14 protein-coding genes and 1 riboswitch are annotated in these 15,656 nt (G+C 68.7%); of the genes, 7 read left to right on the top strand and 7 right to left on the bottom strand.

Going from position 1 to position 15,656, the window contains the following annotated elements:
- Positions 1-67: 67 nt before the first annotated feature.
- Positions 68-199, bottom strand: a riboswitch (cobalamin riboswitch).
- Positions 200-257: 58 nt separating this feature from the next.
- From OG782_RS25315 to OG782_RS25330, 4 genes are all read right to left on the bottom strand, one after another.
- Positions 258-770 (bottom strand): GNAT family N-acetyltransferase, encoded by a 513-nt coding sequence (locus tag OG782_RS25315; RefSeq protein WP_406454632.1) that lies wholly within the window; start codon positions 768-770, stop codon positions 258-260.
- A gap of 116 nt (positions 771-886) precedes the next feature.
- Positions 887-2,521 (bottom strand): monocarboxylate uptake permease MctP, encoded by a 1,635-nt coding sequence (gene mctP / locus OG782_RS25320; protein ID WP_406454634.1) that lies wholly within the window; start codon positions 2,519-2,521, stop codon positions 887-889.
- Positions 2,518-2,772, bottom strand: coding sequence for a DUF3311 domain-containing protein (locus OG782_RS25325; RefSeq protein ID WP_406454636.1), 255 nt, complete (start codon positions 2,770-2,772; stop codon positions 2,518-2,520). The genes mctP and OG782_RS25325 overlap by 4 nt, the downstream gene beginning before the upstream one ends.
- A gap of 257 nt (positions 2,773-3,029) precedes the next feature.
- Entirely contained in the window at positions 3,030-3,800 is a 771-nt protein-coding gene (locus OG782_RS25330) for a GntR family transcriptional regulator (protein ID WP_406459271.1), read from the bottom strand.
- 279 nt (positions 3,801-4,079) lie between these two features.
- Here OG782_RS25330 and OG782_RS25335 point away from each other — a divergent pair, with 279 nt between their 5' ends.
- From OG782_RS25335 to OG782_RS25350, 4 genes are all read left to right on the top strand, one after another.
- On the top strand, positions 4,080-5,381 hold the full coding sequence (locus OG782_RS25335; protein ID WP_406454638.1) for a sugar ABC transporter substrate-binding protein: 1,302 nt from the start codon (positions 4,080-4,082) through the stop codon (positions 5,379-5,381).
- A gap of 183 nt (positions 5,382-5,564) precedes the next feature.
- Positions 5,565-6,560, top strand: a complete 996-nt coding sequence (locus tag OG782_RS25340) for a carbohydrate ABC transporter permease (protein WP_406454640.1) — start codon at positions 5,565-5,567, stop codon at positions 6,558-6,560.
- Entirely contained in the window at positions 6,557-7,414 is an 858-nt protein-coding gene (locus tag OG782_RS25345) for a carbohydrate ABC transporter permease (RefSeq protein ID WP_406454642.1), read from the top strand. Before OG782_RS25340 ends, OG782_RS25345 begins: the two co-directional genes overlap by 4 nt.
- Positions 7,415-7,423: 9 nt before the next feature.
- Positions 7,424-8,974: a glycoside hydrolase family 3 protein gene (locus OG782_RS25350; protein ID WP_406454644.1), complete on the top strand. Its 1,551-nt coding sequence runs from the start codon at positions 7,424-7,426 to the stop codon at positions 8,972-8,974.
- Between the two features lie 231 nt (positions 8,975-9,205).
- Here the strand turns inward: OG782_RS25350 and nagB are convergent, their stop codons facing one another.
- Positions 9,206-9,991, bottom strand: coding sequence for a glucosamine-6-phosphate deaminase (nagB, locus tag OG782_RS25355; RefSeq protein WP_406454646.1), 786 nt, complete (start codon positions 9,989-9,991; stop codon positions 9,206-9,208).
- A 220-nt stretch (positions 9,992-10,211) separates the two neighbouring features.
- Between nagB and OG782_RS25360 the strand changes: the two genes are divergently transcribed.
- Positions 10,212-11,282, top strand: a complete 1,071-nt coding sequence (locus tag OG782_RS25360) for an SIS domain-containing protein (protein WP_406454648.1) — start codon at positions 10,212-10,214, stop codon at positions 11,280-11,282.
- Between the two features lie 363 nt (positions 11,283-11,645).
- On the top strand, positions 11,646-13,112 hold the full coding sequence (locus OG782_RS25365) for a sensor histidine kinase (protein ID WP_406459273.1): 1,467 nt from the start codon (positions 11,646-11,648) through the stop codon (positions 13,110-13,112).
- A 212-nt stretch (positions 13,113-13,324) separates the two neighbouring features.
- Here OG782_RS25365 and OG782_RS25370 read toward each other — a convergent pair whose 3' ends face one another.
- Both OG782_RS25370 and OG782_RS25375 read right to left on the bottom strand, forming a co-directional pair.
- Positions 13,325-13,582 carry a WhiB family transcriptional regulator gene (locus OG782_RS25370; RefSeq protein ID WP_003953983.1) on the bottom strand — a complete coding sequence of 86 codons (258 nt, stop codon included), beginning with the start codon at positions 13,580-13,582 and terminating at the stop codon, positions 13,325-13,327.
- Between the two features lie 318 nt (positions 13,583-13,900).
- Positions 13,901-14,869: a diacylglycerol/lipid kinase family protein gene (locus tag OG782_RS25375; RefSeq protein WP_406454650.1), complete on the bottom strand. Its 969-nt coding sequence runs from the start codon at positions 14,867-14,869 to the stop codon at positions 13,901-13,903.
- Between the two features lie 246 nt (positions 14,870-15,115).
- Between OG782_RS25375 and OG782_RS25380 the strand changes: the two genes are divergently transcribed.
- Positions 15,116-15,505: a hypothetical protein gene (locus tag OG782_RS25380; RefSeq protein WP_406454652.1), complete on the top strand. Its 390-nt coding sequence runs from the start codon at positions 15,116-15,118 to the stop codon at positions 15,503-15,505.
- The last annotated feature ends 151 nt before the right edge of the window (positions 15,506-15,656 follow it).

The raw sequence follows: 15,656 nt of genomic DNA on the forward strand, positions 1-15,656 counted from the left end.
GGCGGCACTCCGTGCGGCGTCCACCGGCCCATCCACGAGGCCCGGACGTCTGGGCATCCGGATCGGTCGAGCCGGATGCGCTGTCGGCAGGTCCTCGGACTGACGGGTGTGCAAAAGCACACCGAATACACCGTTGCGGGACAGTTCCGGATTCGCACCGGATTTCCCTGCGGCGACAACGAGCACGAGCATACATGTGGGGGCCGCCGGATGAGGCAGCCCCCACATGTTGTGTCGTGCGAGATCTCAGAGCGCTGTCACGGCGTGGGGCGGAGCTCCAGCCGGTACGTCAGCAGCTTGAGGTCATCGATGGGATTCCAGTCCCTCTCGGGGGTCCTGACGAAGCCGAGGCGCTCATAGATCCTATGGGCCGCGTGCATGGACGGCTGCGTCGAAAGGACGATCCCCGTGACCCCCGCGGTGTCCCGCGCGCGCTCGACGCAGGCCCGTACGAGCGCTTCGCCCGCCCCGGCCCCGCGGGCCTCCCGGGAGACCGCGAGCATCCGGAACTCGGCCTCGTCCGGCGCCGCGATATCGGCCCACGGATTGCCCGGCGGGGCGTAGGTGACCCCGCCCAGGACCCGGCCCCGGGCGTCCGCCGCCACCAGCACCCCGGCCTCGGCCGCGCGGCGGGGGACGTCGCGCAGTCTGACCAGGTACGGGTCGTCGGCCCCGTAGTCCAGGAGTCCGTCACCGAGATAGGCCTCGGCGGTGATCTCGCCGAGGAGGGCGTGTTCGGCGGGTTCGACCGGCCGGATCGTTATGTCCATACGCGGAGTCTGCCGCACGCGGGGGCCGCGACCGCAAGGGATTTCCCCGGCACGCGAACGGGCCGCCGCACCCCTGCGGGGAGGGGTGCGGCGGCCCGTGATCCATACGTCCGGGGTCAGTGACCGCCCGGCGCCCCGGCCGTGGCCGGCGGGAGCTCCGTCTTCACGCCCGGGTCGCCCGCGTCCGCCGTGTAGTCGCCCGGTGAGGTCTCGTCGACCCCGGCGGGCGCCTTCACGGCGTTCAGGACGAAGGTGAGGACGACGACCACCACGACGTTCAGCACGAAGGCCGTCAGACCGATGTAGCCGATCTCGCCGAGACCCGGGATCTCCTTGGAGGAGCCGCCGAAGTGCTTCTGGGTTCCGGTGGGGTTCGCGACCCCGTACGCGGCGAGCGTCCCGTAGACCATGCCGACCGCCCAGCCCGCGAGCAGCGCCCAGCGGTGGAACCACCGGGTGAACAGCCCGCCGACCAGGGCCGGCATCGTCTGGAGGATCCAGATCCCGCCGAGCAGCTGGAAGTTGATCGCGACCGTCTTGTCCATGGTGAGGACGAAGGCGAGCGCACCGACCTTCACCAGCAGCGACACCAGCTTGGAGACCTTGGTCTCCTGTGCGGGCGTCGCGTCGGGCTTCAGGAAGTCCTTGTAGATGTTGCGGGTGAACAGGTTGGCCGCGGCGATCGACATGATCGCGGCGGGCACCAGTGCGCCGATCCCGATGGCGGCGAAGGCGACCCCCGCGAACCAGTCGGGGAACATGGTCTCGAACAGCTGCGGGATCGCCAGCTGGCCGTTGTCCACCTTGACGCCGGCGGCGATCGCCATGAAGCCGAGCAGCGCGAGCAGCCCCAGCATCAGCGAGTACAGCGGCAGGATGGTCGTGTTGCGGCGGATCACCTCACGGCTGCGGCTGGAGAGCGTCGCCGTGATCGAGTGCGGGTACATGAAGAGCGCCAGCGCCGAGCCCAGGGCCAGGGTGGCGTATCCCCATTGGCCCGCCTCGCCGGGCGCGAGCGCACCGGTCGGCTTTCCGCCCGGCGGACCCGCGAACTTGTCCTGCGCGGCGGCGAAGATGTCGTCGAAGCCGCCGAGCTTGATCGGGATGTAGATGATCGCCACGGCGATGACCAGATAGATCAGGCCGTCCTTGACGAACGCGATCAGCGCGGGGGCGCGCAGGCCGGAGGAGTACGTGTACGCGGCGAGCACCGCGAACGCGATCAGCAGCGGCAGGTCCTTGACGAACCAGTGGGTGTTCTCGCCGCCCCCGACGCCCATCACGTCCAGCACCGCCTGGATGCCGACGAGTTGGAGGGCGATGTAGGGCATGGTGGCGAGGATGCCGGTGACGGCGACCGCCAGCGAGAGCCCCTTGGAACCGAAGCGTCCGCGGACGAAGTCCGAGGTGGTGACGTAGCCGTGCTTGTGCGACACCGACCACAGGCGCGGCAGGAAGGTGAAGATCAGCGGGTACACCAGGATGGTGTACGGCACCGCGAAGAAGCCGGCCGCGCCCGCCGCGTAGATCGCCGCGGGAACCGCGACGAAGGTGTACGCGGTGTAGAGGTCGCCGCCGAGCAGGAACCAGGTCACCCAGGTGCCGAACGACCGTCCGCCGAGCCCCCATTCGTCGAGGCTGGCCTCGTTCTCGGCCTTGCGCCACCGGGCCGCCATGAAGCCGATGACCGTGACGGCCAGGAAGAAGAAGATGAAGACGCCGAGTGCGACGCCGTTCACGCCGTCCTTCATGCCGACGCACCCCCCTTGCGGGCGCGCTGGTCACGCTGCCACAGCTTGTACGCGACCATCGTGAGCGCGGTCGAGATCAGCACCCAGAGCATCTGGTACCAGTAGAAGAACGGGATGCCGATGAAGGCCGGGTCGACCTTGGCGTACGAACTCACCCAGAGCATCGCCACGAACGGCGCGATGAGACAGAGGGCGATGACCACCCGCACGGGTGTGACGTTGGGCGGTTTTCCTTCTGGTTCTTCCGGCATGGCGGCGACTCCGTCCCCTCGCTGATCACCTGGTGTAATGCGCAGGAAATCTAGGCGAGGGTTCCGTCCACCGTCACCCCCTGTCCGCATTGCGGTCCGGCAACGGTCCTGTGGCGTCGGACAGTTGGCCGAATCGGAGTCAAACGTCCGGCTGCTGGTCCAGGCCGGGACGGGAGGCGGGGGAGGTGCGGAACAGCCGACAGCCCCCGTGGAAAAGGCTCCACGGGGGCTGTCGGCCGGCCGGCGACGGAGCCGGTTCAGTCCAGCGGCCGCTTCAGGCGGGCCACGAACTTGTAGCGGTCGCCGCGGTAGACCGAGCGCACCCACTCGACCGGTTCGCCCTGTCCGTCCAGCGAGTGCCGGGACAGCATCAGCATCGGCAGGCCCACGTCCGTGCCGAGCAGTCCGGCCTCGCGCGGGGTGGCGAGGGAGGTCTCGATGGTCTCCTCGGCCTCGGCCAGCCGCACGTCGTACACCTCGGCCAGCGCCGTGTAGAGCGAGGTGTACTTCACCAGCGAACGCCGCAGCGCGGGAAAGCGCTTGGCCGAGAGGTGCGTGGTCTCGATGGCCATCGGCTCACCGCTCGCCAGACGCAGCCGCTCGATCCGCAGCACCCGGCCGCCCGCGTTGATGTCGAGCAGTCCGGCGAGCGTGTCGTCGGCCGTGACATAGCCGATGTCCAGTAGCTGGGACGCCGGTTCCAGCCCCTGGGCCCTCATGTCCTCGGTGTACGAGGTGAGCTGCAGGGCCTGCGAGACCTTCGGCTTGGCGACGAAGGTGCCCTTGCCCTGGATGCGCTCCAGCCGGCCCTCGACGACCAGTTCCTGGAGTGCCTGGCGCACGGTGGTGCGCGAGGTGTCGAATTCGGCGGCCAGGGTCCGCTCCGGGGGCACGGGAGTGCCCGGCGGCATCGTGTCCGTCATGTCCAGGAGATGTCGCTTCAGCCGGTAGTACTTCGGGACGCGCGCGGTACGCGTGCCCGCGCCCGTGCCCGTCTCGTTCTCCGTGCTGCCCCCGTCGGCGCCCATGGCCCGCCTTCCCGACTGCTGCGTTGCTGCCGTCACCGGCTCCTCCGTCTGTCGCGGCTCACATGGTGGCACGGTCCGGTCACGGCTCGTCGCCCTCCCTCAGGTGTCGGTCCTATAACGGACGCGAGTGCACTTCTTATACACCCTTGACACCCCTAAAGGTCTAGGCCAAGCTCCCGGTACTGGTCTAAACCATTAAAGACCAGGTCCCAGCCCCAGTAGTACTCGTCGTCGGTCTCCGCGGTGGGCAGGGGTTGCAGCATCCCTGAGGAGGGTGGCGTGAAGCGCAAGCTCATCGCGGCGATCGGCGTCGCGGGCATGTTGGTTTCGATCGCAGCGTGTGGTTCGGACGACGACAAGGCGTCGTCGAAGGACCCGAAGGACCGCAAGGAAACGCTCACCGTCTGGCTGATGTCGGACGCGCAGAGCACGTGGCCTGAACTGGTCAAGGATGTCAACAGCCAGTTCAAGACGAAGTACCCCAACGTCAAGGTCAACGTTCAGTACCAGACCTGGGCCGACAAGGCCAAGAAGCTTGACGCCGCTCTGGCCGGCGAGAAGTTCCCGGACGTCGTGGAGCTCGGCAACACCGAGACCATGACGTACATCCTCAACGGGGCTCTCGGCGAGATCGACCCGAAGAAGTACGAGAACTCGGACACCTGGATCAAGGGTCTGAAGGACACCTGCGCGTTCGAGGGCAAGCAGTACTGCGTGCCTTACTACGCCGGTGCCCGTGTGGCGATCTACAACAAGGACATGTTCAAGGCCGGCACCGGCTCGGACGCCCTTCCCGCCACCCAGGACGAGCTGACCGCCGCGCTCGACAAGATCGGCAAGAAGTACGGCAAGGACAAGGCGTTCTCGCCGCTGTACCTGCCGGGCCGGTACTGGTACGCCGCGATGTCCTACGTCGCTGCCGAGGGCGGCCAGATCGCCAAGTACGACGAGGGCAAGAAGGAGTGGAAGTCCACTCTGTCGACCCCCGAGGCCCAGAAGGGCATCACCGACTTCGTCGACCTGGTCAACAAGTACAACCACGGTGACAAGACGAAGGACGAGGCCGACCACGCCAACGTCATGGCCAACGAGAAGACCGCTCTTCTCTACGGCAACGGCTGGGAGGCCGGCAGTGTCGTCGACCCCAAGGCGAACGGCAACGCGAAGCTGACCGACAAGATCGGCACCGCGGGCATGCCCGGCCCGAACGGCAAGGCGCTCCCGTCCTTCATCGGTGGTTCCGACCTGGCCACGATCTCCAAGTCGAAGATCCAGGACCTCGGCGAGGAGTGGATCTCGCTCTTCACCTCGGAGAAGTCGGAAGAGGTTCTCGCCTCGAAGAACATCCTTCCGAACAACACCAAGCAGCTTGAGCCGCTGAAGGCCAAGCCGGAGACCGCGGCCATCGCCAACGCCGTGCCGGACGCCTGGTTCACGCCGATCGCCCCCGGCTGGACGGCGATCGAGAAGAAGGAAACGCTCGAGATCATGCTGCTCGACATCATCAAGGGCAAGTCGGTCGAGGAGGCCACCAAGGCGGCCGACGCGGAGATCGACTCGTTGATCAACAAGGAGTCCTGAGCCCCGGGGTCTTCCGTCCGGGCCGAGCCCGGCATGACCCGAACGGAAGGCCCCGTCTCACGGAGTCCGAGACGGATGGCTCATGAGCCACCGACTCATCTGATCATCTGCGGGGGTGGCAGGCCCGGAAGGGACTGCCATCCCCGTCCTCCGGTACCCGGTCCGAAACGGAAGGCAAGCACAATGAGTGCCGCCGATATGAAAGCAGCCGACCCGCCGGTGTCCGTCCCGCGGGCCCCTGAGGGTGCGGATCCTCAGCCCGCGAAGAACGTGAACCGTAAACCGCGGAAGGCCGGCGCTCTGCTGCCGTACCTCCTCATAGCACCGGCGTTCATCGCCATCGCCGCAGTCTTCGTCTGGCCCTTCATCAAGACGGTCATCATGTCCTTCCAGGACGTGGGCCGCCGCGAGCTGTGGTCCGGATCCGACGCCCCCTGGGTCGGCTTCGAGCAGTTCACCAACATCCTCGGGGACAGCGAGTTCTGGGACGTCGTCTGGCGGACCATCATCTTCATGGTGGTCTGCGTCTTCGTCACCATGGCCGGCGGCCTGGCCCTGTCCATGCTGATGCAGCGGATGTCCACCTGGGTCCGGCTGCTGCTGACCGCCGCGCTGGTCGCCGCCTGGTCGATGCCGCTGCTGGTCGCCACCTCGATCTTCCGGTGGTTCGCCGACTCCGACTACGGCGTCATCAACATGGTGCTGACCAAGTACCTCGGGATCGACATGCAGGGCCACAACTGGTTCCTCGATCCCAAGCAGGGCTTCGTCATCATCGGAGCGGTCGTCGTCTGGGGTGCCATCCCCTTCGTCTCCGTGACGCTCTACGCCGCGCTGACCCAGGTCCCCAAGGAGCTCGAGGAGGCCGCGTCGCTCGACGGCGCCGGCACCACCGGGATCTTCCGTTACGTCACCTGGCCGGTCATCAAGCCCGTCTTCCAGATGGTCGCCACGCTCTCCGTGCTGTGGGACTTCAACGTCTTCGGCCAGATCTTCCTGATGCGCGGCAACAAGCCGGAGCCGGAGTACTCGGTCCTCGGCATCTACTCGTTCGAGAAGGCATTCGAGTCCAACTCGTTCAGCCAGGGCGCCGCCATCTCGCTCATCACGGTCCTGCTGCTGTCCGGCGTCGCCGTGTACTACCTGCGCCAGCTGCTCAAGATCGGAGAGGTCGAGTGAGCGCCTCCACCCCCCAGGTCCTTCGCCCGGACCGCAAGAAGCACCGCATCGGCTACAACATCGCGGGCCTCGTCGCCTTCGTACTGATGGCCTTCCCGGTCTACTGGCTGGTCATCAGCTCGCTGCGGCCGAATTCGGAGATCCGCAGCTACGACCAGACGCTCTGGCCGTCGTCGATCACCTTCGACAACTTCTCCCGCGCCATGAACCAGCCGAACTTCGGTACGGCGATCGAGTCCAGCCTGATCGTCTGCGGCGTCGCCGTCATCGGCGGCATGGTGCTCGCCACGATCGCCGCGTTCGCCATCGGCCGGTTCCGCTTCCGCGGCCGCAAGTTCTTCATGATCGTGCTGCTCGTCGTCCAGCTGCTGCCCCCCACGGCGATGCTGATCCCCATCTACATCCAGCTCAACGACCTCGGCGGGCTGAACGAGTACTGGGGCGTCATCGTCATCTACCTCGTCTCCACGCTGCCGTTCGCGACGTGGATGATCCGCGGATTCGTCATCAACATCCCGCCGGAGCTGGAGGAGTCGGCCATGGTCGACGGCTGCAGCCGGATGGGAGCCTTCTGGCGGGTCACCTTCCCGCTGCTGGCCCCGGGCCTCGCCGCCGCCGCGATCTTCTCGCTGATCACGGCCTGGAACGAATACCTGCTCGCCTACGTCGTCCTCCAGGACAACGACAAGTACACGCTCAACGTGTGGCTGATGAACTTCACGACCTCGCGAGGCGTCGACTACGGCGCCCTGATGGCGGCCTCGACGCTGATCGCCATCCCGGTCGTGGCCTTCTTCCTGCTGGTGCAGAAGTACATGGCAACCGGCCTCACCTCCGGCGCCGTGAAGGGATAACGACGCCCCATGACCACCCTCATTTCCACCACGGACACCGTCACCCGCGACGCCCTCGCCGTCCTGCAGCCGGGCTTCACCGGCACCACGGCTCCGGACTGGCTGCTGCGCCGGGTCGGCGAAGGCCTCTCCTCCGTCGGCCTGTTCGGCCGCAACATCGAGACGCCCGAGCAGCTCGCCGCGCTCACCGCCCAGCTGAGGGCCGAGCGCGACGACGTGCTCGTCGCCATCGACGAGGAGGGCGGTGACGTCACCCGGCTCGAGGTGCGTCATGGCTCCTCCTTCCCGGGGAACCTGGCCCTCGGCTCCGTCGACGACGTCGCACTGACCCGAGCCGTCGCCCGGGAGCTGGGCCGCCGGCTCGCCGACTGCGGCGTCAACCTCAACTGGGCGCCGTCCGCGGACGTCAACTCCAATCCCGGCAATCCGGTCATCGGGGTCCGCTCCTTCGGCGCCGACCCCCATCTGGTCGCCCGGCACACCGCCGCGTACATCGAGGGGCTCCAGGCCGCCGGTGTGGCCGCCTGCACCAAGCACTTCCCGGGGCACGGCGACACCGCGGTCGACTCGCACCACGCGCTGCCGCGCATCGATGTGGACCTGGAAACCCTGCACGCCCGTGAACTGGTGCCTTTCCGCGCGGCGATCGCGGCGGGTTCCAAGTCCGTGATGAGCGCGCACATCCTGCTTCCCGCGCTCGATCCGCACCGCCCGGCGACGCTGAGCCCGCAGATCCTGACCGGTCTGCTGCGCCAGGAGCTGGGATACGACGGCCTGATCGTCACCGACGCCGTGGAGATGCAGGCCATCGCCTCGACGTACGGGATCGAGCGCGGCTCGGTCCTCGCGATCGCGGCGGGTGCCGACGCGCTCTGCGTCGGCGGCGGTCTCGACGACGACAGCACCGTGCTGCGGCTGCGCGACGCGCTGGTCGCGGCGGTGCGTACCGGTGAACTGCCCGAGGAGCGGCTGGCCGACGCCGCAGCCCGGGTGCGGGCCCTCGCGTCCTGGACGCAGCGGGCCAGGGGGGCTGTCCCGGAGCCGGGCGCGGCAGTGCAGGAGGGGACCGCGCCCGGCACCGCCGGCAGCACGGGCATCGGTTCCGACATCGGCCTCGTCGCGGCCCGCCGCGCGGTGAAGGTGACCGGCACGGCGGAACCGCTCACCGGTCCGGCGTACGTGGCCGCGTTCAGCCCGGTCGCGAACATCGCGGTCGGCGACGAGACCCCGTGGGGCGTCGCCGCCGAGCTGGCCCGGCTGGTGCCGGGTACCGGGACCGACTCGTACAGCGACGAGTCCCAGGCGCCGGCAGCCGGTGTGCTGCGGGCCGCGGGGGAGCGGCGCATCGTCGCGGTCGTCCGCGACGCGCACCGTCACCCGTGGATGACCGAGGCCCTGGACGCGGTCCTGGAGGCCCGTCCGGACACGATCGTGGTCGAGATGGGCGTCCCCCAGGCCGAACCCAGGGGAGCCCTGCACATCGCCACCCACGGCGCCGCCCGCGTCTGCGGCCTGGCCGCCGCAGAAGTAATCGCGAACCCGACCCGACCGGGAGCCTGAGGCAATATCAACCCCGTCCGGCGATTGAGGGCAGACCTCATGCCGGGCGGGCGACGCGGGCAGATTCAAGCCCGTCCGGCGACTGAGGGCAGACCTCATGCCGGGCGGGCGGCGCGGGCAGATTCAAGCCCGTCCGGCGATTGAGGACAAGGCGTTCAGCGGGCCGCACCCGCACGCAAGAGGGCCGGGACACCCACACGGTGCCCCGGCCCTCACGCGTACCCGGTAAGGCTAAATACCCTGCCACAGCGGCTTCGCCGCATACGTGGCACGGAAGTAGTCCGCCAGCTTCAGCTTCGACGCCGCGGCCTCGTCGACCACGACCGTCGCATGCGGGTGCAGCTGCAGCGCGGACGCGGGCACGATGGAGGCGACCGGCCCCTCGACCGTCTGCGCCACCGCGTCGGCCTTGCCCTCGCCCGTCGCCAGCAGGATCGGGTGGCGGGACTCCAGGATCGTGCCGATGCCCTGGGTGATCACGTGGTGCGGCACCTGCGTGATGTCGTTGTCGAAGAAGCGCGCGTTGTCGACCCGGGTCTGTTCGGTCAGCGTCTTGATCCGGGTACGGGAGGCGAGCGACGAGCACGGCTCGTTGAAGCCGATGTGCCCGTCGGTGCCGATGCCCAGCAGCTGGAGGTCCACCCCGCCGGCCGCGGCGAGCGCCCTGTCGTACGCCTCGCAGGCGGCCTGGACGTCCTCGGCCGAGCCGTCGGGACCCATGAACGAGGCCTCGGACAGTCCGAGCGGCTCGACGACCTCACGCAGCACGACGGAGCGGTACGACTCCGGGTGGCCCGCCGGCAGCCCCACGTACTCGTCGAGCTGGCAGATGCGGGCGCGCGAGGCGTCCACGGCACCGGAGCGGACCTTGTCCGCCAGTGCCTGGTAGATGGGCAGCGGGGTCGAGCCGGTGGCAACGCCGAGAAGGGCGTCGGGCTTGCGGCTCAGCAGGGCGCCGATGGCACCCGCGATCAGTTCGCCGCCTGCCTTGGCGTCCGGGACGATGACAACTTCCACGCGGGGCCTGCCGATCTGAAAGTGAAGACATGTGGTATAGACCAATCAAAGTCCTAATCTAGCAGACCTCACGGGCCCGGACACGGCCCCCCGGCCGCCATCGGGTGAACGCTGCGGAGTCCCGTGCGCCATCCCGCCGGGTGCCGTCCGCTGGCGGGCCCGCGGTGCCCCGTGTTCGACTTGGCCGACGCATCGCGACACCCCGCGGGAGGCACCAGACATGTCCGCCACGTACCCGGCCGACGACGGAGAGCAGCCCGGCCGGATCATGTCCGGTGAGATGGCCGAGCAGCCCGAGATGCTCCGGCGCATCCTCGAACGGGGTGCGCCCGCCATCCGGGCGGTGGCCGCCGAGATCGCGGCCAGGAAGCCGCGCTTCGTCCTGCTCACCGCCCGCGGTACGTCGGACAACGCCGCGCTCTACGCGAAGTACCTGCTGGAGATCACGCTCGGCATGCCCTGTGGTCTGGCGTCGATGTCCACGACCACCGCCTACGGCGCGAAGCCCGACCTGAAGGACGTCCTGGTCATCACCGTCAGCCAGTCCGGCGGTTCGCCCGACCTGGTGGCGTCCACCAAGGCGGCCCGGGAGGCCGGCGCGGTGACGCTGGCCGTGACCAACAACCCGGACTCACCGCTCTCCGCGGTCTCGGAGTACCACATCGACATCCTGGCCGGGCCGGAGAAGGCCCTGCCGGCCACCAAGACCTACACGGCCTCGCTGCTGTCCCTGTACCTCTTCGTCGAGGGGCTGCGCGGCGGCGACGGTGCGGCGGCCGCGATCCTGCCCGAGCTCGCCGAGGCGATCCTGGCCCGCAAGGACGAGGTGAAGGCCCTGGCGTCGCGCTACCGCTTCGCCGAGCGCATGGTCATCACCTCGCGCGGCTACGGCTATCCCACGGCCAAGGAAGCCGCTCTGAAGCTGATGGAGACGAGTTACATCCCCGCTCTGTCCTACTCCGGCGCGGACCTGCTGCACGGCCCGCTCGCCATGGTCGACAACATCTCCCCGGTGATCGCCGTGGTCACCGACGGCCGGGGCGGCGAGGCCCTCCAGCCCGTGCTCGACCGGCTGCGCGGCCGCGGTGCGGACCTCTTCGTGGTCGGCCCGAAGGCCCAGGTGGAGGCGGCGTCCGCGGGATTCGTACTGCCGACGGCTGGGGTCGCCGAGGAGGTCCAGCCGATCCTGGAGATCCTGCCGCTGCAGATGCTGGCCTACGAGGTGACGATCGCCCGCGGTCAGGACCCGGACGCGCCGCGCGCACTCGCGAAGGTCACGGAAACCCGCTGACCCGCTGAAACCGCCCCCGGAAACACCCGCGGGCCGCGGCGCCGGGCCGGGACCCTCAGCCCGACCAGCACCGCAGCCCGGAGTAGGACCGCCCGTTACGGGCGATCGGCTCGGCCGGCGGTGTGCGGTGCCCCCGGCCGGGGAGAGGTACCGGCGCAGTCAGGGCAGAGAGCGCGGGTACCTCGTTCCGCTCTCCTGTGCGGGGAGAGCGGAGGTTCTGTCTTGAGCATTGTGGACTAGACCATTCACCCCTGTCCATCCATGGGGCACGGCAATTTCCGGCCCTTCCCCCTGCACGGACGGGCGGGCGTTCCGGTTCGGAACCTGTGCACCTCCACAGGTACGCTCGCACACGTGCCCTCCATGAACGACCTCGTCCGCCAGCACACAGCCCTGAGTGACACCGACCTCGAGTGGCTCCATCTGCTGGTCTCGGAGTGGCAGCTGCTCTCCGATCTCTCCTTCGCCGACCTCGTCCTGTGGGTCCCTACCCGCGACGGCACGCGCTATGTGTCCGTCGCCCAGATGCGGCCCAATACCGGTCCCACCTCGTACCAGGACGACATGGTCGGCCACCTGGTCCCGCGCGGCCGCCGGCCGCTGCTGGACGCGGCGCTGGACGAGGGAAGGATCGTGCGCGAGGGTGATCCGGAGTGGCGCGAGGAGGTCCCCGTACGGGTCGAGTCGATCCCCGTACGCAGGGAGGGCCGCGTCCTCGGTGTCATCGCCCGCAACACCAACCTCCTCACTGTCCGCACCCCGTCCAGGCTGGAACTCACCTATCTCCAGTCGGCCTCCGACCTGGCGCAGATGATCGCCGCCGGGTCCTTCCCGTTCCCGGGCCAGCAGGTGGACATGGACGCCTCGCCGCGGGTCGGCGACGGGCTGGTGCGGCTCGACGCCGACGGCGTCGTCCAGTACGCCAGTCCCAATGGACTCTCCGCCTACCACCGTCTCGGCCTCGCCTCCGACCTGGTCGGACAGCACCTCGGCGGGATCACCGCCGAACTCGCGCCCTCCCGTGGTCCGGTGGACGAGGCGCTGGTCAAAATGGCCAGCGGCTACGCGCCCCGTGAGTTCGAGGTGGAGTGCGCGGGTGGTGTGATCCAGCTCCGGGCGATCCCGCTCAAGCCCAAGGGGGTCCGGATCGGCTCCCTGGTCCTGCTGCGCGATGTCACCGAACTGCGCCGCCGCGAACGCGAGTTGATCACCAAGGACGCCACCATCCGGGAGATCCACCACCGGGTGAAGAACAATCTCCAGACGGTTGCCGCCCTGTTGCGGCTGCAGGCCCGCCGGATGGACTCGCCGCAGGGCCGCGAGGCGCTCAACGAGGCGGTCAGGCGCGTCGGTTCGATCGCCATCGTGCATGAGACGCTGTCTCAGAATCTGGACGAGCGGGTGGAGTTCGACGAGATCGCCGACCGCGTCATCGCGATGGTCGCCGAGATCTCGCCGGGCAAGGTCACCTGCCGGCGCACGGGACGCTTCGGCATTCTCGACGCCGAAGTGGCCACCCCGCTGGCGATGGTTCTCACCGAAGTGCTGCAGAACGCCCTGGAGCACGCGTTCGGTGTCGCCGAGTCCGGCACGGTCGAGGTCTCCGCGGTGCGGGGCGGTTCGCCCACCGAGGGGCGGCTGCTGATCACCGTCCAGGACGACGGCTGCGGCCTGCCCGAGGGATTCGATCCGCAGCGCGCCGGCAATCTGGGCCTGCAGATCGTGCGGACCCTGGTGGAGGGTGAGCTGGGAGGCTCGTTCGGCATGGTCCCGGCCCCCGAGCGCGGCACCCAGGTCGTCCTCGACATCCCGGTCCGGTCCGACAAGTAGCACCCGCCGCCGGTTGCCGGCCGCGCGGGCAAGTAGCACCTGCCGCCGGTTGCCGGCCCGCACACAGCAGAGAGCCCGGGCCGTTGGTGAACGGTCCGGGCTCTCTGGTCATACATGCGCTTCGGGGGTACTGCGCGCTGCGACTCGGGGGGCGGGGTGATGCGTACGCTCTGTACGCGCCGCCTGGCTGAGGTTCGTAGCGGTGGCGTCGGTCAGGCGCTGGCGTTGCGCGCCCGGTTGCGAGCGGCACGGCGCTTCATTGCGCGGCGCTCGTCCTCGCTGAGGCCACCCCAGACGCCGGAGTCCTGGCCGGACTCGAGCGCCCACTGCAGGCACTGCTCCATGACGGGGCAGCGACGGCAGACGGCCTTGGCTTCCTCGATCTGCAGCAGCGCAGGACCGGTGTTGCCGATGGGGAAGAACAGCTCCGGGTCTTCCTCACGACAAACGGCGTTGTGACGCCAGTCCATGGCTGCTACCTCTCCTTGGTATACGTACTGTGGCTTGTGAATGTGAACGCTTTCACGAATCCCCCCGCAGGTGTAGGTCCGACATCCAGATGAACTGGCTGTGGTCCTGTGCTTTGAGGAGGGGTTCTGGCTCTCAGTGGAGGCCGTTGTTGCGGGCCGTCCCGATCGCCATGTAGAGATTCGCAAACCTCGGCGACGGATACAACCCCTTCTGGAAAGTTTTTTTTGATTCCTCGGTGTCGGCTAGGTCACAGCCGTACTTCTAGAGGGTGGAGGCCAGTCCAAACGTTCGAGTTAAAGGACTTTGGTCCCTTCCACTCACACAATCACACGCAGTGCACGGCGTACGCCTGTGAACGTCACACTGGTACGCAGTCCCAGGTGGTCACCGTCCATCTGGAAGGGCAGTGGCGCCTTTGAATGCAAGGTGAAGTCCGTGAGGTCATGCAGTGAAACCGCGTGCTTGCCGTGCGGGCCCTTTTCCGGGCTCGAAGTCAGCAGCTGAGTGGCATAGCGGGTGACCGCCGCCGTCGACAGTCGTTGCAGGCCGAGGACGTCCAGGGCGGTGTCGAACGAGGCCTTGGGGGAGGCGTACATCGGACGGTTCCCCAGGTAGGTCCAGGGGGCCGTGTTGCAGATTATGGAAAGGGCGAGATCGGTGACCGGGGCCTGACCGGGCACCTCGAGCGTGATCAGCCCGTGCCGCCGGTGCGGCTCCTCGAGAAATTGCCGGACCACCTGGCGTACGTACAGCGCATGAGTCGAACGCTTGCCGCGCTCGCGCTGCTGTTCGACCCGGCCGATCACGCCGGCGTCGAATCCGAGACCGGCACAGAAGGTGAACCAGCGTTCCGGGACGGATTCGTCCTCCGTGCCCGGGGTGCCGGCCGCCAGGCCGAGGCCGACGGTGCGCTCCGTGCGGTTGGCCAGGGCGTCCAGAATGGCGCCGGTGGCCTCCACCGCGTCATTGGGCAGGCCGAGCGCGCGCGCGAAGACATTGGTGGAGCCGCCGGGAACCACGGCGAGCTTCGGCAGGCTGTCGATGTCGGGGCCCTTGTGGAGCAGACCGTTCACGACCTCGTTGACCGTGCCGTCGCCGCCGAGCGCGACCACGAGATCGATGTCGTCGCTGTCGGCGGCCCGCCGCCCCAGGTCGCGGGCGTGCCCGCGGTACTCCGTGGTGACGGCCTCGATCTTCATTTCGCTGGCCAGTGCATGAATGAGCACGTCACGGGTCCGCGCACTGGTGGTGGTAGCAGCTGGATTGACCACAAGAAGTGCGCGCATGACCGCCAGACTACCTACCGCGGGGTACCGGTCTGAAGTCCTGCCCGGTGACCCTCACGCTCGGTAATGGCCTGGGCGCGTTGGGGGAAGGGCGCGGGCCGCTGCTGGTGTGGCCGTCCGTGACGTTGCGACCCCGGCTTCGCTTTCGCGGGTCCGGGATGTCAGTCTGCAAGGGTGAGTACGCAAGCGAACACGCCCTCTCCGATGCCCTCGGCCGAACCTGCGAAACCGGCCAGGATCGCGGTCGTGGCCGGCCTCAGCGCCCTGGAGGGCGCGGCACTCGTCGCCGGCGGGATCTACCTGCTGGTCATGGGACTGCTCGGCCGCCCCGACAGCCCGACGCAGGCGGAGATGGGCGGGCTGACCCTGATCGCGCTCGGCGCGATCCCGCTGGTCGCCGCCCGCGGACTGCTGCTGCGCCGCAGCTGGAGCCGTGGACCGGCGCTCATCACGCAGATCATCGCGCTGCCTGTGGCCTGGACGCTGCTGCGGTCCCACGGTGTGCTCATCCCGGCCGGGATCGTCCTCGCGGCCGCGTCGCTGACCGCGCTCTACCAGCTGGCCAGGCCCGCGACGATCGAGGCCCTCGGCATCCGCCGGCCGGGCGCGACCCCCGATGCGGACACCGAGGCCTGAGACCGCGTACGTGGGGGCCTGAGGCCGCGTAGGTAAGGGCTTGAAACCGCGTAAGTGAGGGCCTGAGGCCGCGCGCGCCGGGGCCCGGCCCGTCGACGGCCGGAGACGGGCGGCCGGCCGCGGTGGACGCCGTCCGCCCGTGCCCCTGCCT

The organism is Streptomyces sp. NBC_00876, from assembly GCF_045207435.1.
Classification (GTDB): domain Bacteria; phylum Actinomycetota; class Actinomycetes; order Streptomycetales; family Streptomycetaceae; genus Streptomyces.